The 24,727-nt window shown below is 56.0% G+C and carries 20 protein-coding genes and 1 pseudogene; 20 read left to right on the top strand and 1 reads right to left on the bottom strand.

What is annotated here, in order from left to right; genetic code table 11:
- Positions 1 to 130: 130 nt before the first annotated feature.
- Positions 131 to 1,393 (bottom strand): annotated as a pseudogene (locus QME66_06630) (malic enzyme-like NAD(P)-binding protein).
- 209 nt (positions 1,394 to 1,602) lie between these two features.
- On the opposite strand from QME66_06630, the gene QME66_06625 reads away from it, so the two are divergent.
- The 20 genes from QME66_06625 (at position 1,603) to QME66_06530 (ending at position 24,678) form a co-directional block, all read left to right on the top strand.
- On the top strand, positions 1,603 to 2,064 hold the full coding sequence (locus QME66_06625) for a 4Fe-4S dicluster domain-containing protein (GenBank protein MDI6808638.1): 462 nt from the start codon (positions 1,603 to 1,605) through the stop codon (positions 2,062 to 2,064).
- Positions 2,061 to 2,960: a CoB--CoM heterodisulfide reductase iron-sulfur subunit B family protein gene (locus QME66_06620; GenBank protein ID MDI6808637.1), complete on the top strand. Its 900-nt coding sequence runs from the start codon at positions 2,061 to 2,063 to the stop codon at positions 2,958 to 2,960. The genes QME66_06625 and QME66_06620 overlap by 4 nt, the downstream gene beginning before the upstream one ends.
- A gap of 7 nt (positions 2,961 to 2,967) precedes the next feature.
- A complete protein-coding gene (locus QME66_06615) occupies positions 2,968 to 7,407 on the top strand; it encodes an FAD-dependent oxidoreductase (GenBank protein ID MDI6808636.1) in 4,440 nt (1,479 codons plus the stop codon).
- A 6-nt stretch (positions 7,408 to 7,413) separates the two neighbouring features.
- Positions 7,414 to 7,869 carry a hydrogenase iron-sulfur subunit gene (locus tag QME66_06610; GenBank protein ID MDI6808635.1) on the top strand — a complete coding sequence of 152 codons (456 nt, stop codon included), beginning with the start codon at positions 7,414 to 7,416 and terminating at the stop codon, positions 7,867 to 7,869.
- A gap of 87 nt (positions 7,870 to 7,956) precedes the next feature.
- A complete protein-coding gene (locus QME66_06605) occupies positions 7,957 to 8,952 on the top strand; it encodes a Coenzyme F420 hydrogenase/dehydrogenase, beta subunit C-terminal domain (GenBank protein MDI6808634.1) in 996 nt (331 codons plus the stop codon).
- Positions 8,953 to 9,969 carry a 4Fe-4S dicluster domain-containing protein gene (locus QME66_06600; GenBank protein MDI6808633.1) on the top strand — a complete coding sequence of 339 codons (1,017 nt, stop codon included), beginning with the start codon at positions 8,953 to 8,955 and terminating at the stop codon, positions 9,967 to 9,969.
- A 1-nt stretch (position 9,970) separates the two neighbouring features.
- Positions 9,971 to 10,828: an FAD/NAD(P)-binding protein gene (locus tag QME66_06595; GenBank protein ID MDI6808632.1), complete on the top strand. Its 858-nt coding sequence runs from the start codon at positions 9,971 to 9,973 to the stop codon at positions 10,826 to 10,828.
- A gap of 250 nt (positions 10,829 to 11,078) precedes the next feature.
- Positions 11,079 to 11,516, top strand: a complete 438-nt coding sequence (locus tag QME66_06590) for a glycine cleavage system protein H (GenBank protein ID MDI6808631.1) — start codon at positions 11,079 to 11,081, stop codon at positions 11,514 to 11,516.
- Between the two features lie 30 nt (positions 11,517 to 11,546).
- Positions 11,547 to 12,788, top strand: coding sequence for a nickel-dependent lactate racemase (gene larA, locus QME66_06585; GenBank protein ID MDI6808630.1), 1,242 nt, complete (start codon positions 11,547 to 11,549; stop codon positions 12,786 to 12,788).
- 40 nt (positions 12,789 to 12,828) lie between these two features.
- A complete protein-coding gene (locus tag QME66_06580) occupies positions 12,829 to 15,480 on the top strand; it encodes an FAD-binding and (Fe-S)-binding domain-containing protein (protein MDI6808629.1) in 2,652 nt (883 codons plus the stop codon).
- 116 nt (positions 15,481 to 15,596) lie between these two features.
- Positions 15,597 to 15,791: a hypothetical protein gene (locus tag QME66_06575; protein ID MDI6808628.1), complete on the top strand. Its 195-nt coding sequence runs from the start codon at positions 15,597 to 15,599 to the stop codon at positions 15,789 to 15,791.
- Positions 15,792 to 15,808: 17 nt separating this feature from the next.
- Positions 15,809 to 16,024: a hypothetical protein gene (locus QME66_06570; GenBank protein MDI6808627.1), complete on the top strand. Its 216-nt coding sequence runs from the start codon at positions 15,809 to 15,811 to the stop codon at positions 16,022 to 16,024.
- A 226-nt stretch (positions 16,025 to 16,250) separates the two neighbouring features.
- Positions 16,251 to 17,552, top strand: a complete 1,302-nt coding sequence (locus QME66_06565) for a citrate (Si)-synthase (protein ID MDI6808626.1) — start codon at positions 16,251 to 16,253, stop codon at positions 17,550 to 17,552.
- A gap of 50 nt (positions 17,553 to 17,602) precedes the next feature.
- Positions 17,603 to 18,862, top strand: a complete 1,260-nt coding sequence (locus QME66_06560) for a 3-isopropylmalate dehydratase large subunit (GenBank protein MDI6808625.1) — start codon at positions 17,603 to 17,605, stop codon at positions 18,860 to 18,862.
- A gap of 55 nt (positions 18,863 to 18,917) precedes the next feature.
- On the top strand, positions 18,918 to 19,415 hold the full coding sequence (locus tag QME66_06555) for a 3-isopropylmalate dehydratase small subunit (protein MDI6808624.1): 498 nt from the start codon (positions 18,918 to 18,920) through the stop codon (positions 19,413 to 19,415).
- A 62-nt stretch (positions 19,416 to 19,477) separates the two neighbouring features.
- Positions 19,478 to 20,755, top strand: coding sequence for an isocitrate dehydrogenase (NADP(+)) (gene icd, locus QME66_06550; protein MDI6808623.1), 1,278 nt, complete (start codon positions 19,478 to 19,480; stop codon positions 20,753 to 20,755).
- A 263-nt stretch (positions 20,756 to 21,018) separates the two neighbouring features.
- Complete coding sequence (locus tag QME66_06545) at positions 21,019 to 22,356, top strand: acetyl-CoA hydrolase/transferase C-terminal domain-containing protein (GenBank protein MDI6808622.1); 1,338 nt, start codon at positions 21,019 to 21,021, stop codon at positions 22,354 to 22,356.
- 92 nt (positions 22,357 to 22,448) lie between these two features.
- Positions 22,449 to 22,916: a hypothetical protein gene (locus QME66_06540; GenBank protein MDI6808621.1), complete on the top strand. Its 468-nt coding sequence runs from the start codon at positions 22,449 to 22,451 to the stop codon at positions 22,914 to 22,916.
- Between the two features lie 43 nt (positions 22,917 to 22,959).
- On the top strand, positions 22,960 to 23,721 hold the full coding sequence (locus QME66_06535) for an MBL fold metallo-hydrolase (GenBank protein ID MDI6808620.1): 762 nt from the start codon (positions 22,960 to 22,962) through the stop codon (positions 23,719 to 23,721).
- A gap of 24 nt (positions 23,722 to 23,745) precedes the next feature.
- Complete coding sequence (locus tag QME66_06530; GenBank protein ID MDI6808619.1) at positions 23,746 to 24,678, top strand: DNA gyrase C-terminal beta-propeller domain-containing protein; 933 nt, start codon at positions 23,746 to 23,748, stop codon at positions 24,676 to 24,678.
- Positions 24,679 to 24,727: the final 49 nt, after the last annotated feature.

Below are 24,727 nucleotides of genomic sequence, written 5' to 3'. Positions count from 1 at the left end.
GGTCTCATAAGTTTGTCGGGAAGTATGGCAGATTCGCGTCGTTGTCCAAGGAAAGATGCCGGGGGCAGACCCCCGGCATCTGCTACAAGAGCGTCAACACTTCCCCCGGAGGTTAGTTCGCCTGACCGGCGAGCCTCTTCTCCAGCGATTTCTTGTACGCCTCAAGATCCTTGATAGGATTCCGGGCAACGCCCGATTCCATCGCTGCTTTGGCAACTGCCGTGGCTTCCCATGTCAGCACTCTGGAATCGAAAGGCTTTGGGACTATGTAGTCGGGGCCGAATTCGAACTTCTTCCCGCCATACGCCTTTCTGACTGAATTAGGAACATCCTCTTTGGTGAGCTCGGCCAATGCATGGGCGGCAGCAACTTTCATATCGTCATTGATTGCAGTCGCACGGACATCAAGTGCGCCGCGGAAAATGAATGGGAAGCCCAGAACATTGTTCACCTGGTTCGGATAATCGGAGCGCCCCGTTGCCATGATGATATCGTCACGTGCTGCTTTGGCGTCGTCGTATGTAATCTCGGGATCCGGATTGGCCATGGCGAAAACAATCGGCTTATCCGCCATGGATTTCACCATATCCTTGGTAACAATCCCTGCTATGGAAACGCCGCAGAACACATCGGCCCCCTTCATGGCATCTTTGAGCGTGCGCGCTTCGGTATTTGCTGCAAAGTGTTCCTTGTAGGGATTCATTCCGTCTTTGCGGCCTTTGTACACAACCCCTTTTGTATCTACGAGAAGCATGTTGTTCTTCTTCACGCCAAGCAGCTCATAGAACTCTGCGCATGCAATTCCGGCAGCGCCGGCGCCGCTGAAGACCACCTTCACCTTGTCGATCTTCTTACCGGTGAGCTCCAAGCCGTTCAGGAGTGAAGCACCGCTGATAATGGCGGTACCGTGCTGGTCATCGTGAAAAACCGGGATTTTCATGGTCTTCTTGAGGGTTTCCTCAATGTAGAAGCACTCAGGCGCCTTGATGTCTTCAAGATTTATGCCGCCAAAAGTCGGTTCGAGGAGCTGGACAACCTTGATGATTTCATCAGAATCATGAGAATCGATTTCGATATCGAAGACGTCAATATCAGCAAACCTTTTGAAGAGCACTCCCTTCCCTTCCATGACCGGTTTCCCCGCCAGCGCCCCGATGTCGCCAAGGCCCAGCACTGCAGTACCGTTGGAGACGACCGCGACAAGGTTGCCCTTTGCCGTATATTTGTAGGCATCCTCGGCGTTGGCCTCAATCTCCTTGCAGGGGTCGGCAACTCCCGGCGTGTATGCCAGGGAGAGGTCAACCTGCGTTTTGCAGGGTTTGGTCGCAATGACCTCAATTTTCCCTGGGCGACCCTGCGAATGGTAATCCAACGCTTGCTGCTTACTAATCATAAACTACCTCCTCTTCGTATGAGTCAATAGTACGAAACAAACCCGTGGACGGATAGCATATACTTTCTGGACCCCTCCATCAAGAGACAAAGATGGGCGGCGATCGTGATGCTTTGCCGCTATTTGGCGCTTGATTGCCAGTGCCTCCGCATGCTAGAGTGGTGAGATTCAGGGGCATTCCTTAGTGGCATTAACCAGTAGGAAGGATGTTGTCCGCCTTAGACCGTAACTTCAAATACGAGGTGGCCCGGGAGCCAGGCGGCGAAGCCGTCAAGGTTTGCTTCGCCTGTGGCACGTGCACCGCGGCCTGCCCAGTCCGCGCAATCGACGAGCGCTACAACCCGCGCAAAATCATCCGCATGATTCTTCTTGGAATGCGCGAGCGTGTACTCCAGAGCGACTTCATCTGGCTCTGTTCCACGTGCTACTCCTGCGAGGAAAGGTGTCCCCAGGGCGTGTCCTTCGCCGAAATCATAACTGCCGTGAAAAACATCGCCGCCCGGGAAGGCAAACTGCATCCGGCGTATGTGATGCAATTGGACCTCCTCAAGAAGTTCGGCCGGCTCTACGAGCTGGAAGAGTTTGACAACAAGAAGCGCGCCAAGATGGGGCTCGCCGAACTCAAGACAACCTGCGATGAGGTGGCACGGTTGCTGGAAGATACGAAATGAGCGGCACGGAACGCAGCCTGGCTCTATTCCTCGGCTGCACGATTCCGCTGCGCGCGCGGCAGTACGAGAAGGCCGCGGTGGAAATTGCGCGGCTCTTCGGCTGCGAGCTTACGCCTTTACAGGATTTCGCCTGCTGCGGTTTCCCTATCAAGTCTGAGAGCCGCGAGCATACGCTGCTGCTTGCCGCCCGGAACCTCGCGGTTGCCGAAGAAGCAGGACTGGACATCCTGGCACTCTGCTCCAGTTGTGCGTCGGTCCTCGCTGAGACTTCACACGAGCTCCGCACGGATGAGGCGCTGCGGGAAAAAGTCAATGCGAGACTCGCCGCGATAGGCCGGAAGATAGTCGAGCCGCGGCGTGTCCGCCATTTCGCCCGGTGGCTCTTCGACGACATCGGCATTCCGGCGATAAAAGAGAAAGTTGTCAGGCCGCTTGAGGGTTTTCGCTTCGCTGTTCACTACGGCTGTCATTACCTCAAGCCCTCACGGGCATTTGAAGGACCGGAGGACCCGGAGGCACCGCATTCGCTCGGAGACCTGGTGCGAGCGACGGGCGCCGAAGTAATAGACTATTCTGAATACAAGAAGTGCTGCGGCGGGGCCGTGTTGGGCATAGACGCGGCGCTTGCCCTCACACTTGCCGGCGAGAAACTGACACGCATCAAGACAGCGGCACCCGATGCGGTGGTCCTTGTCTGTCCATTCTGCGCCGTGATGTACGACGACAACCAGAGCAAGGTCGCCGGGCAAATGGCACAGGAATTGGGAATCCCAATCTTGTTCCTGCCGCAGGTTTTGGGGCTGGCTTTGGGCCGCTCGGCAAAAGATATGGAGCTTAAGCTAGCAAAGAACAGGTGCGAGAAGCTTATCGCTGCCTTTGCAGATCAGCCAGTGTGAGATGACAATGGTCAAGGCAAAAAAACAGAATGACGTCATTGGCGCGGCCATGGTCGTGGGTGGCGGTGTTGCAGGCGCCCAGGCCGCACTGGACCTCGCAAACGCCGGCTTCAAGGTTTACCTTGTTGAGAAGGGCGCCGCTATCGGCGGCACGATGGCTCAACTTGACAAGACCTTCCCCACCAACGACTGCTCGATGTGCATCCTGGCGCCGAAGCTGGTTGAAGTGGGCCGCCACGAAAACATTGAAATCCTCACGCTCGCCGACCTGGAGAAGCTGGAAGGCGAACCGGGAAACTTCACCGCTCATGTCCGCCGGAGGCCGCGGTATGTTGACGAAGAGATGTGCACCGGCTGCACAGATTGCGCGCAGGCCTGCCCGGTCCAATTCCCGGACGAGTATGAAGTAGGACTGGTCAAGCGGCGGGCAGCCTATCGCCCCTACGCTCAGGCCATCCCCAATGTCTTTGCCCTCCACAAGCGCGGAAAAGCACCATGCCGCGACGCATGTCCGATCGACCAGGCGGCGCAGGGCTACATTGCCCTCATCGGCGAAGGCAAGTTCAAGGAGGCGCTGGCGCTCATTCGAAAACAGAACCCGCTTCCAGGGATTTGCGGCCGCGTCTGCCACCATCCATGCGAGAAGGCCTGCGTTCGTGGAGAGGTGGATTCTGCGATCTCCATCCGGTCTCTCAAACGTTTCGTCGCCGATTGGGAAGCGGCGAACGAGCCGGATTACTCTTTTGTCACCGACTACAACATTGAAAAAAAGAATACGTCTGTCGCCGTTGTCGGCGCAGGGCCTGCGGGATTGACCTGCGCGCACGACCTGGCATTGGCCGGCTACGACGTTGATGTTTTTGAGGCGTTGCCGTTCCCCGGCGGGATGTTGCGTGTCGGCATTCCGCGTTATCGCTTGCCGCAAGCGGTGATTGACCGCGAGGCCGGCTTCCTGGAAAAGCTGGGCGTCCGCTTTCGCTGCAACGCCGAGCTCGGAAAGAGCTTCGCGATAGATGACCTTTTCCAGGATGGCTACAAGGCGATCTTCCTCGGCATCGGCGCCCACAAGAGTCTAACCCTCGGCTGCGGCGGTGAGGGTCTCGAAGGTGTCGTTGGCGCAGTTGAATTTCTCCGCGAGTTCGCGCTGACGGGAAAGGTCTGGGCCGGTAGGAAGGTCGCCGTGATAGGCGGCGGCAACGCGGCCATTGACGCTGCCCGCACGGCACGCCGCCTGGGTGCGGAGGTCACAATCTACTACCGGCGCACCCGTACCGAGATGCCCGCGGATAACGTAGAAATCGAAGAGGCCCGGCGCGAAGGTGTCGGATTGGAATTGTTGGTTGCACCCGATGAAATCCTGGGCAAGGAAAACCGCGTGACCGGGATGCGGCTCCAGCGAATGGAACTCGGCGAGCCGGATGCAAGCGGCCGGCGCCGTCCCGTTCCAATTCCCGGCGATAAGTTCGACGTCGCAGTGGACATGGTGATACCTGCGATAAGCCAGGCCCCGGCGATAACGCCGCTGGAAGGCCAGGCGGGCATCTGCGTCACCAAGTGGAAGACTGTAGAAGTTGACGAGCAAACCGGCATGACGGGCCGGGCGGGTGTCTTCGCCGGCGGGGACATGGTATCCGGCCCTGGAATGGTTACCGAGGCGATGGCACAGGGACGCCGCGCTGCCCGCGGAATTGCAGCGTACTTGAATTGCAGCGACTTCCCTGTCCCGTTGCCTGCCGCATTGGAAGTGGTCAAGCCCGCGGACGTGCCTAAAGACAAGGCAAGTCCGTCTCCGCGCGCACACATGGCAGAGCTTGCGGTTACCGAACGTGGAAACAGCTTTGAGGAAGTGGAGCTCGGTCTTGACAAAGAGCAGGCAATTGCCGAGGCGAAGCGATGCCTTTCCTGCGGCGTATGTTCGGAATGTCTCGAATGCGTCAGGGCCTGCCGCCCGGATGCCATCCGCCACTTCCAGACCGCGAGATTGGATGAAATAAAAGTGGGCGCAGTTATCCTCGCGCCCGGCTTTGAAGAGTTTGATGCGCGCCTCAAGAGTGAATACGGCTGGGGCCGCCTCCCGGATGTGGTCACTTCCATAGAATTTGAAAGACTGCTCTCGGCATCAGGGCCTTTCGGCGGGCATCTGAAACGCTTGTCCGACGGAAAGGACCCGGTGAAGGTCGCCTGGCTGCAATGTATTGGGTCCCGCGATACCACCGTGGGCCGCGGCTACTGTTCATCGGTCTGCTGTATGTACGCGACAAAACAGGCTGTCATCGCCCGGGAGCACGCTGCCGGCGTCGAGCCCACGATCTTCTTCATGGATATGCGTTCGTTCGGCAAGGAGTTCGATCGTTACATCGAGCGCGCCGAACGGGAATACGGTGTCCGGTTTATCCGGAGCCGTGTTGACAGTGTAGAACGCGAGAATGGAAAACTCGCCTTGAAATACGAGGACGAAGGCGGAGTCTTCAGCCGCGAAGAGTTTGACATGGTGGTCCTGTCCGTCGGCCTTACCGTGGACAAGGACACCAAGGCAATGCTGGGAAGGCTGGGCCTGGAAGTTGACAAGTATGACTTTGTTGCCGCGCCGGCCTTCAACCCGACGCATACATCCCGGCCCGGTGTCTTTGCTGCGGGCGCCGCCGCCGGGCCAAAAGATATCCCGGAATCGGTTATGGAAGCCTCGGCCGCAGTGGCACAGGCCGCAGGGGTCCTCGCTCCAGCGCGTTGGACCGAAACCACGGCCGCGGTCTTCCCCGCCGAACGGAACATCGCCGGGGAACCCCCGCGCGTCGGTGCCTTCATTTGTCACTGCGGCATAAATATTGGCGGCGTTGTAGATGTCCCGGGGGTTGTGGAATATGCAGCATCGCTCCCATGGGTAGCTTACGTCGAGCGGAATCTGTTCACCTGCTCTTCGGATACGCAGAAGCTGATCGCCGAGAAGATAGCTGAGCACGGACTGAATCGCGTCGTCGTGGCCTCCTGCACTCCGCGCACCCACGAGCCGTTGTTCCGGGCGACGCTGCGGGAAGCCGGCCTCAACCCGTACCTGTTTGAGATGGCGAATATCCGCGAACATTGCTCATGGGTGCACATGAGGCAGCCGGCCGAAGCAACCGCCAAGGCAAAGGAACTTGTGCGGATGGCGGTAGCCCGCGCAGTCAACCTTTCGCCGCTCGCGGACATTGAGCTTCCCGTAACGCAAACCGCTCTCGTGATTGGAGGAGGCGTTGCCGGCTTGACGGCGGCGATTGGCCTCGCCGAGCAGGGATTCCAGACCTACGTTGTCGAAAAAGAAGCCGAGCTAGGCGGAAACTTGCGCCATATCCGTTACACGCTTGACGGCCAGGAGATCGCACCTTTTCTTGCTGACCTGGCTGACCGTGTCCGCCGCCACGACAAGATAAAGGTTTTCACCGGTGCACGCATCAAGACGCTTAACGGCTTCGTCGGAAGTTATGTTTCGACGATAGTTGATGCATCCGGCGCCGAGAACAGAATCGAGCACGGCGTAGTCATCGTCGCCACCGGTGCAAACATGGGCGACCACAAAGAGTTTGCCCTTGGCGAGACGGCCCGCGTCATGACCCAGCGCGACCTTGAGCAATCCCTGGGCGAAGGAAAAGTCCCGTTCGGCAGTACGGACATCGCCATGATCCAGTGCGTTGGCTCCCGGGACGAAAGCCACCTCTACTGCTCCCGCATATGCTGCAGCGAGGCGGTGAAGAACGCACTCAAGCTTAAAGAGCTCAATCCGGACGCGAACATTTATATGTTCTATCGTGATTTGAGGACCTATGGCCTGGCCGAGGACTACTATCGTGAGGCCCGCGAGAAAGGTATCTTCTTCGCGCGTTTTGAGCCGGACAACAAACCCGTCGTGGTGCCCAAGGGCGACAAGGCCAGTGTGAAATGGCATGACATCATCGTGGGAGAAGAAGTAGAGATGGAGGTTGACCTGGTCGCGCTGGCCGAAGGAACGTGGCCCGACGTCGCGGCGAACAAGGAGCTTGCGGAAATGCTGAAGGTTCCGCTGACAGCCGATGGCTTCTTCCTTGAGGCGCACATGAAGCTTCGTCCGGTGGACTTTGCCACCGAGGGCGTCTTTGTTTGCGGCCTCGCGCACGCGCCCAAAACTATAGAAGAATCAATAGCGCAAGCTCAGGCAGCGGCGGCAAGAGCATCCACCATTCTCGCAAAGCCAACCATAAGAGCAGAAGGCCGTGTCGCCGTAGTCAATGAGAAGCGGTGCATCGCCTGCGGGACCTGCGAGTCCGTGTGTCCCTACGGCGCGATCGAAGTCAATAAGATAAAGATGGTAGCCGAAGTGAACGCGGGATTGTGCAAAGGGTGCGGCTCGTGCGCTGCGGCGTGCTGGTCCGCTGCCGTGGACATCGCCGGTGTAACGCATGAGCAGCTCCTTGATGCTATAAGCGCGTTGTAATCAGAGATGACAGAGCAAAACAAAAATAGCGGCTTTGAGCCCAGAATTCTGGCGGTCTTGTGCACATGGTGCAGCTATGCCGGAGCAGACCTGGCAGGCGTTTCGCGGATACAGTATCCGCCCAATATCCGTGTCATCAAAGTCCCCTGCTCAGCCAGAGTGAATCCTCTCTATATCATCCGGGCGCTCATGGAAGGATGGGACGGTGTCCTGGTCTCCGGCTGTCACCCCGGCGATTGTCATTACATCGCCGGTAACTATGCGGCGAGGCGCCGGTTCACACTGTTGGGAGATTATCTGGAGTACTGCGGCATCGAGCCGGGCAGAGTCAACTTTTCCTGGGTATCTGCCAGCGAGGGAGCCAGGTTCGCCGAGGTCGTGAAGACAGTGGTAGAGCGAGTGCGAACACTGGGACCAACCCTGCGTCTCGTAAAGGAATATGCGGGGGAGAAAGAGTTCTGACATGAGAGATCCAAAATCAGCAGTTGATTGCTACATCACCGGCGTCCGGGCGAGACTTGATGAGGTCAGGCGGAGGTTTCACGCGCAATGACGCTTGAAGAACAGATCTGTGCCAAAGCTCGTGAGCTGTTGGAGTCGGGAGAAGCTGAAGTCGTGGTCGGTTTCGCAGCCGGAACAATGCCCCTGACCGTTCGGCCGGCGTTCATTAGAGATCCGGCGGACACGAGCCGCCTCACCTGGAACCGGCTGTGCACTCCAGCATTGGCCCGATATGTCCAGGAGTACATCCGTGACCGCCGCAACCGGCGCGATTATGACGTGGCCAAGACCAAGAAGGTCGCGGTCGTTGTCTCACCCTGCGATGAGCGTGCCCTTGTCGCCTACATGAAAGAGAACCAGTTTACCCGCGCCGACATCTACGTCATTGGTGTCAACTGTGCGGTTCCTCTAATAGACCGGAAGAAGGTCCTGGACAAGGTTGGAGTTTACTCTGTCCGGAACGCACGGATAGATGGCGATAAGGTGATCGTCCTGACGACCGCGGGTAGTGAAGTTCAGCTTCCCGCCGCCGACTTCGTTGAAAACATCTGCGCCGTATGCACCCGGCGCTCAATCATCTCAGCCGACGCGACGTTGGGGACGGCTGCGATACCTGGCAAAGCGTCCGATCGCTTTGGCCGCGTCCGGGAACAAGAAAGCCGTGCACCGGATGAGCGCTGGAATTGGCTCAGAGAGGAATTTTCCCGCTGTATCCGCTGTTATGCCTGTCGTCAGGCCTGCCCTGTCTGCTACTGCGAAGAGTGCTTCGCAGACCAGCGAAATCCATCGTGGATCGGGCCGGCCACGGCCGAGGAAGATATCCTGGCGTTCCACATCGTCCGCTGTTTCCACACTGCCGGACGCTGCGTGGAATGCGGCGCGTGCGAGCGCGCCTGTCCTATGGACATTCATGTCCGCGTTCTATCCGACAAGCTGGTGAAGGAAGTCGTAGAGAAGTTCGACTACGAAGTGGATGCGGCACTTGACGCCAAGCCGCCCTTGTCAACATACAAACCTGACGACCCAAACGAGGGGTTCATGTAGATGGCCAAAGGCGGAGAACACCACACTGATGTTGCAGCGCTCATGGCGCAGGCGAAAACCGCCGGCTACGAGGTCTTCGTCCCGGTGCGTTCGGCTGGAGGTTGGACCTTTGGCTACTGGGAGGGCGGGGCAGCGGATGTCAGCGGCTGCTTGCTGACCGCGCTGAGCGCCAAGGCGTTCGTCTTACCTCAACTTGAAAAGCTGCTTGATTACAATGCAGGCGAAGGCGGGGCGGTGGTCCCGCCTGCCGTCAAGCGCGCTCTCTTCTCGGTCCGGCCTTGTGATGCCCGCGCGATTACGCTGATCGACAAGATCTACGCGGGAGGACGCGGTTTTCACGACACCGGCTATGAGGCCCGGCGGAAAAATACAATTCTAGTGGTGAGCGCCTGTGAGAACCTCGCTCCTACTTGTTTCTGCGGCGCTGTCGGCGGTGGGCCGGCTGACCCGACCGGGGCAGACATAATGCTTTTCCACTCGGGCGGACGGACAGTGTACGAAGCAGTATCGCCGCGCGGCAAGGCATTTCTGACAGAACTCAAAGTCAACGCAGGATCCGCTGACGAAGTCTCGGCAGCGAAAACCGCCCACGGAAAGGTCGCAGCGTCGATGAAGCCGCCCTGGGACTTGAATAAAGTTCGTGCAACACTCTACGAGAACTTCGGTGCGAGTGTATGGGACGAAGTCGCAGCCGGCTGCATAAGCTGCATGGCCTGCACGTTTGTTTGTCCGTCGTGTCACTGCTTTGATGTCATGGACGAAGGCAAGCAAGGCAGAGGGACACGGTGCCGTTTCTGGGACGCATGCACTGTCCCTCTCTTCACTTTGCATGCATCGGGCCATAACCCTCGCGATCGCAAAGGTCAGCGTTACCGCCAGCGCGTTCTTCACAAATTCTGCTACTTTCATGAGAATTGGGGCGAGAACCTGTGCGTAGGATGCGGCCGGTGTGTCGTCGCCTGCCCGGTCAACGTTGATATCCGGGAAGCAGTGGCGCGCGCCGCGGCGGCGAAATAACATGGCTCAATACACTATGAACAAATCCCTGGCCAAGACACCCATGGTGCCTGTGCCAGCAACGCTGGAACGCGTCGTGGTCGAGACGGGTGCGGCTGACATAAAAAGTTTCTATCTAAAGCTCAGACGCGGCTCATCGTGGGACTACCTTCCCGGCCAGTTTGCGGAGCTCTCGCTCTATGGCTATGGAGAATGTCCCATCGGCATCGCCTCCTCCCCCAGCGAAGGCGAAGAACTCCTGTTCACCGTCTTCAACACGGGCGGCAGGGTGACGCGGGCGCTTCATCGGCTCGGCCCTGGCGCTCCGGTCGGTCTCCGCGGCCCCCTCGGCAACTCCTGGCCGCTGGATGAGATGCGCGGCAAGAACGTGGTCGTCATAGGCGGCGGCTTTGCCTTCACAACGCAGCGTTCCCTCGTCAAATATGTCCTGGCGAATCGCGAAGACTTCGGAAATCTTACCGTCGTCTATGGTGCACGTTCGCCGGGGGCGCTGCTGTACAAACCGGAGCTTGCGGAATGGGGAAAGTCGCCCGAACTTACGCTCCACCTCACCGTGGATAGAGGTGATGAAGGGTGGTCCGGCGTGGAAGGATTTGTGCCGACAATAGTTGAGCAGGTGAAACCTTCGCGTGAAAACGCAATTGCGGTCATATGCGGACCGCCAATCATGATAAAATTCACGCTGCCGGTGATGGACAAACTGGGATGGCAGCCGGATCAGATCTACACGTCTTTGGAAATGCGAATGAAGTGCGGCGTTGGGATGTGCGGCCGCTGCAACATCGGCCCCAAGTACGTCTGCGTGGACGGGCCGGTCTTCTCATTCGCCGAACTTTCCAAGTTGCCACAGGAATACTAACTCGGGTAGTATGTTGACTGACATATTGTGGTGATGAGCCATCTACAGGCTCGCCAGGCGGGGAATCCTTGCCCCTCCCACCCTCTGAAGGGGTGGCTATCCCCACCTTGCTCGCCAAGACGGGTTCCCCATCCCTCCCGCGGAAGCCAGCGCACGGCTCATCACCATCAAGAACCTGACCTAGCTTCGCGAGTTTCGAGTCACCACGGAATGCGGGAGCGGCACAGGGTCAACTGGTAAGGAGAACAATATGAAAATCAAAGATTACGAATTGCCGGACGACTTGTACTATCACGGTGAGCACGCCTGGGCGCGGCTGGAGAAGGACGGCAGGGTTCGAGTGGGGATGAACGATTTCTTCCAGAAAGCCGCGGGTGGAATTGTGTACGTTGATTTGCCTTTCGAAGACGACGAAGTGAGCCAGGGCGAAACGTGCGGCAAGGTGCAGTCTTCCAAGTGGGTCGGAAAGCTGGTGTCCCCGGTCTCGGGGAAAATCGTTGAGGTCAATAGCAATCTGGAGGACCAGAGCGGTTTGATTAACAAAGATCCTTACGGCACCGGGTGGATAATGCTTGTTCAACCGTCGGCCTGGAACGGTGAGAAGGCGAACCTGATCTGCGGAGCCGGACCGGTTGCGAAGTGGATGGAAGGCGAGATGAAGAAGGCCGAGAGCGGCGGCAAGAAATAGCGGCGGCCGGGTCCTTTGGGAGGTGGCGCGATGAAACTAGAGGTGCCTTACGGCAAGGAGACGGTGACTGTAAGCATCCCGGACAGCGCCGAGGTGGCGTATCCGAATGAAGTGAAAATCAGAGACGAGAGCCAGGTCCTCGCATCGGCGCTTGCGGCTCCCATCAATTCCAAGTCGTTCCGCGACTTCTTAGCGGACGCGCGGGATGTCCTCATCATCATCAATGACGCAACCCGCCCTACACCCACGGCGCGAGTTCTTGACATAATCAGGAAAGACCTCGAAGGCATCAATGCAAAATACATCATCGCTACGGGCGTGCACCGTGCCTGCACCGAAAATGAGCTCCGCGAGATCTTCGGGAGCTTATACACCAAAGTCAAAGACAAGATCATTATGCACGATGCCGCGCGCGATGAAGACATGGTCAATATCGGCACCTCTGCTAACGGGACCGAAATGTACGTTAACCGGGCCGGCGTGGAGGCGCACAAGATTGTCATCATCGGCTCGGTGGAACCTCACTATTTCGCCGGTTACACCGGCGGCCGGAAGGCCTTCCTCCCGGGCATCGCTTCCCGAAGGACCATTGAGCAGAACCACAAATACGCTCTTCGTCCGGAAGCGCAGGCCCTCAAACTCGATGGCAATCCGGTTCACGAGGATATGATTGATGCCTTAAAGATAATCGCGGATAAGGAAATATTCTCGATTATGACCGTCCTGGATGGCGAGCACCGCATCTATGCGACAACGGCGGGGCATATTCACGATTCGTTCTACGCTGCGATCGCGGCGGCGAACGAAGTATTCTGTGTGCCGGTGAAAGGACTGGCGGAGGTCGTTGTCAGTGTTGCACCCTATCCCATGGACATAGACCTCTACCAATCACAGAAGGCATTGGACAACGGCAAACTCGCCATGGCCGACGGCGCGATCCTCATCCTGGTGTCAAAGTGCCGGATGGGCGTTGGGGACGATGCATTCCTGGAGCTGCTGGGGAGCTGCGCAACGCCTCAGGACACGCTGGAGAAGCTGGCTTCCGGATATAAATTGGGTTGGCACAAGGCCGGTAAGATGGCAGAAATCGCAATCAAGGGAGAGATGTGGGGTGTCACAGACTTGGATGACAAGACACTTGAGAAGGCATTCATCAAACCATACAAGAGTCTCCAGCAGGCGATAGACGACGCGCTTGCAAAAAAGGGCGCCGGGGCACGTCTGCTGGTACTGATGAATGGCTCAATGTCCATTCCGATGATCAGATCGTAAACGGAGAGGGCGTCGTGCAGGCAGAGTCCGGAGGTATGATATGCCGAAGAAAAAAGTGAGCACTAGCAGAAAAACCGCGAAAAAGAAAGCATCCGGGGCGACAGCAAGAAAGACGCGAGTGAAAAGCGCCGGGCGGGGCAAGGCAGCACCATCCGGAAAACCCTCTGGCGGGAAGATGCAGTACAACAAGATAACGCCTGAAATCATACGGAAGATAGAAGCCATTGTCGGCAAACTTGGCTACACCACCGCAGCTGTCGAGCTGCGTGCATACGCTGCAGATGCCAGTATGCACCTCGTCGAGCCGTCAATCGTGGTCAGGCCAGTGACGGCAGAACAAATCTCCAAAATTCTCAAAGTCGCAAACCAGCACAGAATCCCTGTGACGCCGCGCGCCGCAGGGACTTCGGTTTGCGGCCAGCCCGTCCCGATTTTCGGCGGCATCCTCCTGGATATGCAGGCGATGAATAAGATAAAAGAAGTTCACGTGGAGGATTTTTACGTCGTGGTGGAGCCGGGCGTGATCTATGCGAAGCTGAACGACTTCCTGAAAAAATACAAGTTTTTCTTCCCGCCGGCGCCGGGGTCAGGCGATGTCGCAACTATCGGCGGGATGCTAATCAACAACGCCTCCGGCGTGAATGCCACCAAGTACGGCGCAACGCGTGACTATGTCCTCGGCTGCGAGATCGTCCTTCCGACGGGTGAGATCATCCACGCCGGCACCAGGACCCTCAAGGCTTCATCAGGATATCAGCTCGACCGCCTGATGGCCGCCTCTGAAGGGACACTGGGCATTGTCACCGAGATCAATCTCCGCGTCGTTCCTGTGCCGAAGAAGCGCGCATTGGCCATGGCGGTATTTGATGACCTGGAGAAAGCCGGGCAGTGCGTGGCGAACATCATAGCGAAGCCGATTATCCCCGCGTCTCTGGAGTTGATGGACGATATCTGTATCAAGGCCGTCAACAAAGCAACGAAACTGGGCTTGCCCGAGGTCGAGGCCATTCTCCTGATTGCAGTGGACGGCCACCCGGCCGCAGTCAAGGATGAGATCGAGCAGGTCGCCGAGGTCTGCAAGAGCGCGGGTGCCATCAGCCTGGACTACACAGACGATCCTCAGCGGATAGGCGACATTGAGAAAGGCCGTAAGGCGATGATACCGTCGCTGTCGCGGTTTGAGGCGGACAAAGTAACTGTCATGTTTGCGGACGACATGGCTGTCCCGCCATCCAAAGTCCCGAAGGCAGTAAAGGCATTCCACGAAATAATGTCGAGATACCTTGGCATCTACATCCCGACCTATGGCCATGCCGGCGACGGCAATCTCCATACGAAGTTCATTATGGACCCGACCGACCCCCAGATGTGGAAGAATGCGGAGAAGGCAAACAAAGAAGTGTTTGACGCAGTCCTGGCGCTGGGCGGCACGGTCTCCGGCGAGCATGGCATCGCCATTACCAAGGCGCCGTACTTCAAGAAAGAGCGTGCGGATTCGTTGGACGTAATGCGCAGGATAAAGCGCACCCTGGACCCAAACAATATCCTCAATCCAGGCAAGATGTTCGATTGGGACCGGCCCACGGTCGGTCACTTCTTGCGCTACAAAGTCGGCCCGCGGAAATACGCAAAGGGCATGGAAACACTGGCGCGTTGGGAGATGGAACTCAACGCCTGCACCCAGTGCGGCTACTGCAAGTCGGTGTGTCCGACGCTGGCTGACATTGGATGGGACGGCGCAGGCACGAAGGGGTATCTCATGTCCTCCTATGCGATGCTCCATGGAGACCTCAAGCCGGACGACAAGCTCGTGGATCGCCTTTTCTCTTGCACGATGTGCTTGGATTGCACGCGGCGCTGCGAGACAAAAATCGAAGTTGCGCAGATTGTTGAAGCGGGACGTGCTGCGCTCGTGAAGGCCGGGTACAAGATGCCGGTCCACGTGGACCTGGTTAAGAAAGTCCAGGAAACAGGCAACATCTTTGGCGAGAAAGAGGCCGCCGTCAAGCCGCAGGATGGAAATGTACTCCTCTACCTCGGCTGTCAATACGGCCAGCGCTTGAATATGGTCAAGATGTTTACCCGTATACTGGACAGGTTGGACGTCAAAACCAGGATAATTGAGGAAACCTGCTGCGGTAACCCCCTCAAGATTCTCGGCTACTGGGATGAGTTTGAAGAACAGAAGAAGAAGTTCAATGCGATGGTTCCCGGCACCGAGCTGGTGACGTTCTGCCCGACGTGCACAATGTTTCTCAGAGAGGAATACAAGCGGCCCGTCAAGCATGTGCTCCAGGCAATCGCCGAAAGGCTTGCCGACAGGCCTGTGAACAAACTCGGGCTCAGAGCCACCTACCACGACCCGTGCCATCTCTCACGGGGCGCCAAGGTAGTCAAGGAGCCGCGCGATATAATGAAAACGATAGGTGTGGAGCTTGTGGAGATGCCGCTTTCCAAAGACCTGTCGCGATGCTGCGGAGGCGGAGGAGGTATCATTACCTCTGCACCCGAGCTTTCCAGCCGGCTGGCGGTCTCGCGTGCCGAACAGGCTGCGGCTACCGGTGCAGATACCGTAGTCACTGCCTGCGCGACATGCGAGCTCACGCTTCGCGAGGGGGCGAAGCGCATCGGGAACGGAAACGGCCTGAAAGTGGAGAACCTCCTGGATTTGGTTTGGAAGGCCATCAAGTAATCCGGGCGCAGCGAGGTAATTTAGAAGGTAATCAGGTAGGTCAGAAGATGCTCAAGCAGTTCAGAAAGCAACTGGCGGTTCAGAAGGTAGTATAGGCAGAACGAATGGAGGTGCCCATGAAGGTCTATGACCTGGGCCTCCAGCCCGGGCTGGATTCTATGCTTCCCTTCCACGCGCTCGCGCACCTGGGCCGCGAAGGGTTGATCCTTGTCTCTCCTGCTTCTACCATCGCCTGTGTCGGTTATTTCCAGGATACGAACAGGGTGTCCGTTTTGTCGATGGTGTCCACAAGGCGCCCGGAGGCCTTCTGAGCTGCTACGCCCAAGTCGTGGAGGATGCCATCGGCGACGTTTCTATCACGGGCGATTTCACTATGATACCCGGGAACGGATTGGAGGAGCTGGAACGCACCATAGTCGGCGCGCCCTACGTTCCGGACCCGGTGAAACAGGTCATCAGCGACTACTATCATAGAACGGGGTTGGAAACACCCGGGGTCGCGACGGACGACTATGTCGCCGCTCTCGGCCTCAAAACCCCTTAGTGTGCCGTCCCCGAAGCGGTCCGTCTCTCCACCTGCCAAGGATGGGGTTTCTCCGCCTCCGGCCGCCCCGCCATTTTGAAGCGCCAGCACCCGGGAGACGGAAACAAGGTGCGGAATTTGTCGTTGACAGACATTGTACTGAGGAACAAGATTCGGGTGCGGGTTTGCCGTCATTCTGCAGCGTCTGCACTTCCACGTTCAGTCAACACAAAACAAGGAGGGTCTTATGTCAGCTTTGAAAAAGAAGTTGAAAAATAAGATTGACGAGTATCGCCCGAGAACGACCAGGCTCCTGAAAGAATACGGTGAGAAAGTCATTGACCAGGTGACGATTTCGCAGGTGATCGGCGGGATGAGAGGAATAAAATGCCTGACCACGGATATCTCTTTCGTGGACCCGGAAGAGGGAATACGGTTCCGCGGGCATGACATTCCGGATACGCTTAAGAACCTGCCTAAACCTCCGGGCAGGGAATCACCATATGTTGAGGGTCACGTATATCTTCTATTGACGGGTGACTTCCCGACGGACGCGGAAGCAAAGGAACTGGTGGAGGAATTCAAAGAACGCAGAAAGGTCCCCAAGTATGTTTGGGATGTTCTTCAGGCTATGTCCAAAGATGCCCATCCGATGACAATGTTCTCAAACGCAATTCTTTCGATGCAGCAAGAGTCCCATTTCGTTCGCGAATACAACAAAGGTATCCATAAGAACGATATGTGGGATCCGACGTATGAGGACGCAATGGATATTATTGCCCGGGTACCGGTCATCGCTGCATACATCTACAGATTAAAGTACAAGGGCAATAAGCAGATTGAAGCCAATCCTCAGCTCGACCTGGGAGATAATTTCGCCCACATGATGGGAATATCCTCACCGTACGACGATCTTTCGAAACTCTATTTCATCCTGCATTCGGATCACGAGAGCGGTAATGTAAGCGCTCACACAACACACCTAGTCGCTTCGGCACTCTCGGATGGCTACTACTCCCTGTCGGCAGGACTCAACGGTTTGGCTGGTCCCCTCCACGGGCTTGCCAGCCAGGAAGTGCTAAGATGGGTGCAGGATCTCATCTCTCATCTTGGCGGAAAAGTCCCGGACAAGGAGCGGCTGACGAAGCACGTGTGGGACACGTTGAATTCAGGACAGGTAGTACCGGGTTACGGGCATGCCGTGCTGCGGAAGACAGACCCAAGATACGTGGCATTGCGGGATTTCTGTCTTAAGCATCTGCCGGATGACGACATCTTCAAGATGACGAGTCTTCTCTACGAGGTAGTTCCCAAAGTACTCGTCGAACACGGCAAGGCCAAAGACCCGTGGCCGAATGTGGATGCGCAATCCGGTGTCCCGCAGTGGCACTACGGCGTAAAGGAGTATGACTTTTATACCGTGCTATTCGGAGTTGGAAGAGCCATCGGCGTCATGGCGAACATTGTGTGGGATAGGGCACTTGCCTATCCTATCGAAAGACCTAAGTCAGTGACTACATCCATGCTCGAAAAGATGGCCGGGATATAGACGCCCAGGGGCGTCAGATGTCTGTCCGCTGTTGATTCAGGAGAATACTTATGGGGAGAACCATAACCGAGAAGATCTTTTCTGAGCATTTGGGGAGAAATGTTGCTGCCGGTGAGCTTGTGGTCCTGCCGGTTGATGTGGCAATGGTCCAGGACGGGACAGGTCCTCTGACGGTCCAGGAACTCGAGAAAATGAATATCTCCCGGGTCGTCAACCCGAAGACAAGAATTCTCTTCATCGACCATGCTTCGCCGAGCCCGCGGAAAGAGCTTTCAAACGCGCACATCATGCTGCGGAAATTTGCCAAGAAGACCGGAGTGGTGCTGTCCGAATCCGGCGACGGTGTGTGCCATCAGAGGCTTGTTGAAGATTTCGTGAACCCCGGTCAGATCGTCGTGGGGGCCGATTCTCATACCTGCACCGGCGGAGCACTCGGTGCCTTCGCGACGGGGATGGGCTCAACAGATGTGGCTCTGGCTTTCGCTCTCGGGAAAACCTGGTTTCGAACGCCGCAGACCATGAGATTTGTCTTGAAAGGCAGACTTCCGGAAGGCTCGTCGGCAAAAGACGTGATCCTGCATGTCATCGGAAAAATCAGCGCAGAGGGTGCATCCTACAAGGCAATGGAATTCACCGGAGACGGTGCAGAAGCGCTCGACATCGAATCCCGGTTCACAATTGCCAATATGGCAATAGAAGCCGGCGGAAAGACCGGCCTTTTTGCCACAGACGGAGAAACCGAAAGGTATCTCAAGTCCCGGGGCCGGGGAAAAGAGTTCAGGAAAATCGAGTCCGACGCGGATGCGCACTTTGAGACGACGCTTGAATTCGACCTCAGGTCGATTGAACCAACGGTGTCCTTCCCTCACACGGTTGACAACATCAAGACCGCGCGCGAGGCGGAGGCGGAAGGTATCGGGCTTGACCAAGTCGTCATCGGGACATGCACAAACGGGAGGATGTCCGACTTGCGTACGGCGGCAAAGATACTGAAATCACAGAAGGTCCATCCCGACGTCAGACTGATAGTGATTCCGGCGTCGCGCGAAATCTACCTTGATGCAATGAAAGAAGGACTCTTGAAGATCTTCGTTGAGTCCGGTGCCTCAATCCTGGCGCCGGGATGCGGCCCCTGTGTGGGTGTTCACCAGGGGATCTTGGGTGACGGCGAGAAGGCTTTGTCCACACAGAACCGTAACTTTCAGGGCAGGATGGGCAATCCTGAAGGATTTATTTTTCTGAGCTCACCCGCTACTGCCGCTGCAAGCGCAATAGCTGGGAAAATTGTTGACCCCAGAAAATACATGTAGAAGGAACGCCGCACGAGTGATTTGCGCATCAGGCAGTTAGATGGGAGGTTCTTCCATGGTACTCAAGGGAAAGGTGCATAAGTTCGGAGACAACATATCGACTGACCACATTGCGCCGGGCCGGTTGTTCCATCTTCGTACAAATCTCCCCGAACTTGCGAAACATGTGCTTGAAGATGCCGACCCTGAATTTGCGGGGAAGGTGCGGCCCGGAGATATCGTTGCAGGGGGAAGGAACTTTGGGCTTGGTTCCTCCCGTGAACACGCGCCAAGGATTATCAAATTGGCAGGCGTGTCCTGCGTTCTTGCAAAATCTTTTGCGAGGATCTTCTACCGGAATGCAATAAATGTTGGATTGCCTGCCCTGGAAGTGAACACTGACGAATTCAGCGCGGGCGATGAGTTGGAGATAGACCTCAATAAGGGTGTTATCACTGATGTGACAAAGGGGAAGAAACTGGCGGCGATGCCGATGCCGCCCGTCATGTTGAAAATAATCGAAGACGGTGGAATCGTGGAGCATATCAAGAAGCACGGAGACTTTGCCCTATGATCTGCGGCAGCGGGCCGCTGGACTGCTAGAGCAAAGGCATTCGAATTCAGAGGGAGGCTAACTTGGGATCGAAAATAAGGGTTCAAGCTGAAAAACTCGCGGTGCCGGATGATCCGATAATCCCGTTCATCGAGGGCGATGGAATAGGTCCCGACATTATGAGCGCTTCGATGTTCGTTTGGGACCAAGCCGTCGCAAAAGCATACAAGAGCAAGCGCAAGATTGAATGGAAGGAGATCTATGCCGGCCAGAAAGCCCTTGAAGTCAAGAACGAATGGCTGCCCAAGGAAACCGTTGATGCAATAGCAGAGTACATCGTCGCCATCAAAGGGCCTCTCACGACACCGGTAGGCGGCGGCTTCAGGAGTCTAAATGTCACGTTGAGGCAGGTACTCGATCTGTATGCCTGCGTCAGACCAGTGCGCTGGTATCCTGGTGTGGCGTCGCCGATGAAACATCCTGAACTTCTCAATGTAGTTATCTTTCGAGAAAATACTGAGGACGTCTATGCGGGCATAGAGTGGGAAAAGGATTCACCCGAGGCGAAAAAAATAATCGATTTCATTGGAAAAGAGCTGGGCAAGAAAATCCGCCCGGATTCGGGAATAGGCATAAAACCGATCTCGGAATTCGGGTCAAAGCGTCTTGTCCGAAAAGCAGTAAGACATGCGATTGATAATGAACGGAAAAGCGTCACGCTGGTGCACAAGGGCAACATAATGAAGTACACCGAGGGTGCATTCAAGAACTGGGGATATGAGCTCGCTTTGTCTGAATTTCGGGATAATGCTATAACTGAGGATGAGCTTTGGGACATGGCCAAAGCGAAAGACGGCGTGACACCAACGCACAAAGAGGGCGCATACGCCAACCTTCGGGGTGGTTTGCCTGCTGGGAACCCGGGCAAGAGAATAGTGATTAAGGACCGGATTGCCGACCAGATGTTTCAGCAGATTCTGCTTCGCCCCGAGGAGTATGATGTGCTCGCGATGCCGAATTTGAACGGAGACTATATGTCTGATGCAGCTGCTGCGCAGGTTGGCGGCCTTGGAATGGCACCCGGTGCGAATATCGGTGATTTCGTTGCACTCTTTGAGGCGACACACGGCACTGCTCCAAAGTATCGCGGCCAGGACAAGGTCAATCCCGGTTCGCTCCTCCTGTCTGGTGCCATGATGCTGGAATATATGGGGTGGACTGAAGCTGCAGTGCTCTGCGAAAAGGGACTTGAGCGAGCGGTGCAGGACAAGAAGGTTACTTATGACCTTGCTCGCCAGATGGACGGCGTAGAGCCGATCAAGACTTCTGAATTTGCCAGGGAAATAGTGGCCCGGATGTAAGAGCTTGAACGTTCGCTCGTTTGCAGGGCGGTTCTCCGTTATCAGGGGCGCTGTTTTCGCTTGAAATAGACCGCCCTCTGTTCTAGAGTTGTTCGCGGTCAATTAGTCCCCTCTTAGTCTGCCTGCTCTCAGTTCAGCAACTGTTTCCACGTTTGCCAGGTCTTATGGAACAGATGACTGGCAGAAGTCAGAGGGATGTTGGCGCGTCCAGGAGCATAGAGCACGGCCTTTGAGACTTTTCAGGAAGGGGTGGAAAAAGCGATATGCCCAAGAAAAGGGTCACTAAGAAGATCTTGCTGGAGGCACTATCCGCGTTCGAAAGCTACCGGGAAAAGTGCTGCACCGCAGAAGAGGCAGTGGAAGTAATTCAAAGTAACCAGACCGTGTATGTGCATTCCGGCTGTGCCCATCCTGAACGATTGACTAAGGCAATGGCGAAGCGCGCTCCGGAGCTGCGCAATGTGAAAGTGGTGCACCTCATGACTGCCGGGAGCGCGGATTATGCGAAACCTGGTCTGCAGGAGAGCTTCCGTCACGTCGGTCTTTTCGTTGGCGGCAATGTCAGGCAGGCCGTCAAGGAAGGCAGGGCGGACTTCGTGCCGGTCCACCTCGGTGAAATTGAGGAGCTGGTCAGCTCCGGCGCCATGCCAATCGATGTTGCGCTGGTGCAGGTCTCGCCTCCTAACAAGCACGGTTATTGCACTTTCGGGGTGGGGGTCGATACAACGAAGACCGTGTGCGAGCACGCGAGGATCATAATTGCCCAGGTGAATCCCAGGATGCCGCGTACGCGCGGCTACACTTATATCCATATGAGCGAGTTTGACTATATCGTTGAGACTGACGACAGAATACTTGAGCTCCCGATGGGAAAGCCTTCTGAGACGTCCCACCGGATAGCCAGGAACATCGCAGATATTATCGAGGATGGTTCGACATTGCAGCTTGGAATCGGCGAGATCCCGGATGCTGTTCTTTACTACCTGAAGAACAAGAAGGACCTTGGCATTCACTCTGAAATGGTAAGCGACGCATCGGTTGAGTTGTTCGACAAGGGAATAATCAACAATGAGAAAAAGACCGTGCATCCCGGAAAAGCCATCCTGGGTTTTGTGCTGGGCACCAAGCTCCTCTACGACTTCGTCGACGATAACCCGATGTTCGAGTTCCATCCGACCAAGTACACCAACGACCCGTCAGTTATCGCCCTGAACGACAAAATGATCGCAATCAACTCGGCAATAGAAGTCGACCTCACGGGCCAGGTTTGCGCAGACTCAGTGGGCTACAATATCTACAGCGGGTTCGGGGGTCAGGTTGACTTCATGCGCGGCGCGGCGCGAAGCAGAGGCGGAAAGCCGATTATTGCGCTCCCGGCAACGGCAAGAAACGATACCGTTAGCAGAATTGTCCCGCACCTGAAAGAAGGCGCAGGGGTGGTAACATCAAGGGCGGATGTCCACTATGTGGTGACGGAATTCGGCGCAGCCTATCTTCACGGTAAATCGGTCCGCGAGAGGGCTCGGGCGCTAATCGACATTGCCCACCCGAATTTCCGCGAGGAGCTGACGAAATTCGCCGTGGAACGTCGTTGGTTGTAGAGAACAGAATTGCGCCTCAGGCGGGATTTGCTCTCTTCTTAAGGACTTGTTTCGCTTCCGTGAGGAAAACAGACAAACGCTGAGGTAAAAGTGTGACTCACCCTCACGTCCCCGAAAAAGTATCAGAGGAAATCGCGCATATCACAGAGGAGGTAACCCATCTCCCGGATGAGATGAAGAAACGCTCCTCGCTCTACTTCCTGAGCCACAAGAAGTTCCGGACGCTCCTCTGGGCCCTTCTCTTCGCAGTCTTCATCGTTTCAGTTTTCTATTTCGGGATAGACAAGAAGCTTGCAGCCGCTGTTCTCCTTGCCGCAGGGCTTTTCACTCATGCCTTCTCCGCTTTTCTCGCACTTATCGTGCTTATTCCGTATATCGGACCGCTCCTTGCCACCATATTGAGCTTGCCCTTTTTCTTGCTTATCAACGCCGTGAGTTATATCGTCACGATGGTGGCTCTCAAGAAAGGCATGAAGACTGAGGTCACAAACTCAAAAGTGATTGCAACCGCAATTCTGGTCGGCTTTGTCCTTGGCTTCGTGGCAGCAAGAGTGTTCTAGTGTGCCGTCCCAGAAATAACTCTACTAGGACTGGAGGCGTGGAATGATGAGGAGATGGGTTCCTTCGTGCATGTTTCTGTTCCTTTTCACGGCTCTTGTTTCGACTGCAGCTGGGTTGGCTCAAGTTGGGAAAGCGCAGAAAGAAGGAAGGAGGCCGCACTTGGATGCAATGAATGTAGCCCGCAAGATGACATGGTACGGGCATGATACTTTCAAAGTGGCCGCTGACAAGGTGATCTACTTTGACCCGTTCAAGTTGAAAGCCGGCCTCGAACCTGCCGACATCATTCTGATTTCTCACGACCACCACGACCACTGCTCGCCGGAGGACGTCAAGAAGATTCAAAAGAAGGACACAATCATCGTAACTACTCCCGATTGCGCCAAGAAGTTCTCCGGAAATGTGAGAACCATGAGGCCGGGTGAAAAACTGAATCTTGGCACGGTGCAGGTGGAAGCTGTCCCCGCCTATAACATAGGCAAGGAATTCCACCCGAAGAGTAAGGGATGGATCGGCTTTATCGTGACGGTTCCGGGGGGCGTGAGAGTTTACTTTGCCGGGGATACGGATTTGATTCCCGAGATGAAGAACATAAAGGCAGACATCGCTCTTCTCCCCGTCTCCGGCACTTATGTGATGACTGCCGAAGAGGCGGCCCGGGCGGCGGAGATGATCAAGCCTCAGATAGCAGTACCCATGCACTACGGAAGCATCCTCGGTTCTGGAGAAGATGCAAATAAGTTTAGGTCCCTCGTAACACAGGTTCCGGTGCATATTTTCGAGCAGATACGGCAGCCGGAATAGCAGCCAAGCAAAGGAGGTGTCAGGATGGAAGCTGTAGAAACCAAAACCTTTCTTCTTGCTCTGACTAAGATGGGGAAACTCAAGAGAATGTCCCTGGAGGAATTCGGCGCTCAGAGAAGGGGAGGCAAGGGAGTAATAGCACTTAAGATTGAAGAGGATGATGTTGTCTCCTATCTCCTCCCTGCAACAGAAGACGATCATCTTCTCTGCTTCACAACACTCGGCAAATGTCACATCCTGAAGGTGAGCGATATTCCGGAACTTGGAAGATATGCAAAAGGAATACTCGTTTCCAAGCTCATGGAGCTCGAAAATGAAGAGCGAGTTGCGGCAGTCGTTTCGGTCTCGAGTTTCCCCGAGGGACTGGAAGTTGTCATGCTGACAAAGCAGGGTATGATCAAGAAAACTGAGCTCTCCAAGTTTGCAAGACCGAGAGCGGGTGGTATCAAGGCCGTGACAATCCATGAGGGTGACGAGCTTTCCGGAGCCAGAATCTCTGACGGAAAATCATCGATTCTGGTTGCAACGAAGAGCGGAAGGGCGATCCGCTTCGACGAGACTCTCGTTAGAAGCACGGGTCGTGGGGCATCGGGAGTGAAAGCCATGAGACTCAAGGAGGGGGATGGAGTTGCAGGATTCCTGGTCGGCAACGATCAGAGCTCTGCCGTCACTGTGACTGAGGGCGGATTCGGGAAGAGGACTCCGATGTCCAAGTACCGGTCAAGTGGAAGAGGCGGGCAGGGAGTAACAAACATAAAGTCAATCGAAAAGACAGGAGCCGTCGTCGCATTGGTGGGCGCCGGTGGCGAGGACGAGCTCCTTGTCGGAAGCTCCCATGGGAAGGCCATTGTGATCAAGGCCCAGGACATACGGGAAACAGGAAGGGCTTCTACCGGCGTAAGAATAATGAGGCTTGACGAAGGCGACAAAGTGGTGGTCGCAGAGAAAACCGGCTAGTGCACCGTAACATAAGTAAGTTGACATTCACATTGCCGCTGAACGGTGC

The organism is Candidatus Eisenbacteria bacterium, assembly GCA_030017955.1.
Taxonomy (GTDB): domain Bacteria; phylum Eisenbacteria; class RBG-16-71-46; order JASEGR01; family JASEGR01; genus JASEGR01.
The sequence above is the reverse complement of the archived record's forward strand: the minus strand, read 5'-3'. Positions and strand labels throughout refer to the sequence as shown.

Coding starts and splice junctions, on each gene's coding strand:
- QME66_06620 (MDI6808637.1), top strand. CDS start 2,061: ATGAGCGGCACGGAACGCAGCCTGGCTCTATTCCTCGGCTGCACGATT.
- QME66_06615 (MDI6808636.1), top strand. CDS start 2,968: ATGGTCAAGGCAAAAAAACAGAATGACGTCATTGGCGCGGCCATGGTC.
- QME66_06610 (MDI6808635.1), top strand. CDS start 7,414: ATGACAGAGCAAAACAAAAATAGCGGCTTTGAGCCCAGAATTCTGGCG.
- QME66_06605 (MDI6808634.1), top strand. CDS start 7,957: ATGACGCTTGAAGAACAGATCTGTGCCAAAGCTCGTGAGCTGTTGGAG.
- QME66_06600 (MDI6808633.1), top strand. CDS start 8,953: ATGGCCAAAGGCGGAGAACACCACACTGATGTTGCAGCGCTCATGGCG.
- QME66_06595 (MDI6808632.1), top strand. CDS start 9,971: ATGGCTCAATACACTATGAACAAATCCCTGGCCAAGACACCCATGGTG.
- QME66_06590 (MDI6808631.1), top strand. CDS start 11,079: ATGAAAATCAAAGATTACGAATTGCCGGACGACTTGTACTATCACGGT.
- larA (MDI6808630.1), top strand. CDS start 11,547: ATGAAACTAGAGGTGCCTTACGGCAAGGAGACGGTGACTGTAAGCATC.
- QME66_06580 (MDI6808629.1), top strand. CDS start 12,829: ATGCCGAAGAAAAAAGTGAGCACTAGCAGAAAAACCGCGAAAAAGAAA.
- QME66_06575 (MDI6808628.1), top strand. CDS start 15,597: ATGAAGGTCTATGACCTGGGCCTCCAGCCCGGGCTGGATTCTATGCTT.
- QME66_06565 (MDI6808626.1), top strand. CDS start 16,251: ATGTCAGCTTTGAAAAAGAAGTTGAAAAATAAGATTGACGAGTATCGC.
- QME66_06560 (MDI6808625.1), top strand. CDS start 17,603: ATGGGGAGAACCATAACCGAGAAGATCTTTTCTGAGCATTTGGGGAGA.
- QME66_06555 (MDI6808624.1), top strand. CDS start 18,918: ATGGTACTCAAGGGAAAGGTGCATAAGTTCGGAGACAACATATCGACT.
- QME66_06545 (MDI6808622.1), top strand. CDS start 21,019: ATGCCCAAGAAAAGGGTCACTAAGAAGATCTTGCTGGAGGCACTATCC.
- QME66_06535 (MDI6808620.1), top strand. CDS start 22,960: ATGATGAGGAGATGGGTTCCTTCGTGCATGTTTCTGTTCCTTTTCACG.
- QME66_06530 (MDI6808619.1), top strand. CDS start 23,746: ATGGAAGCTGTAGAAACCAAAACCTTTCTTCTTGCTCTGACTAAGATG.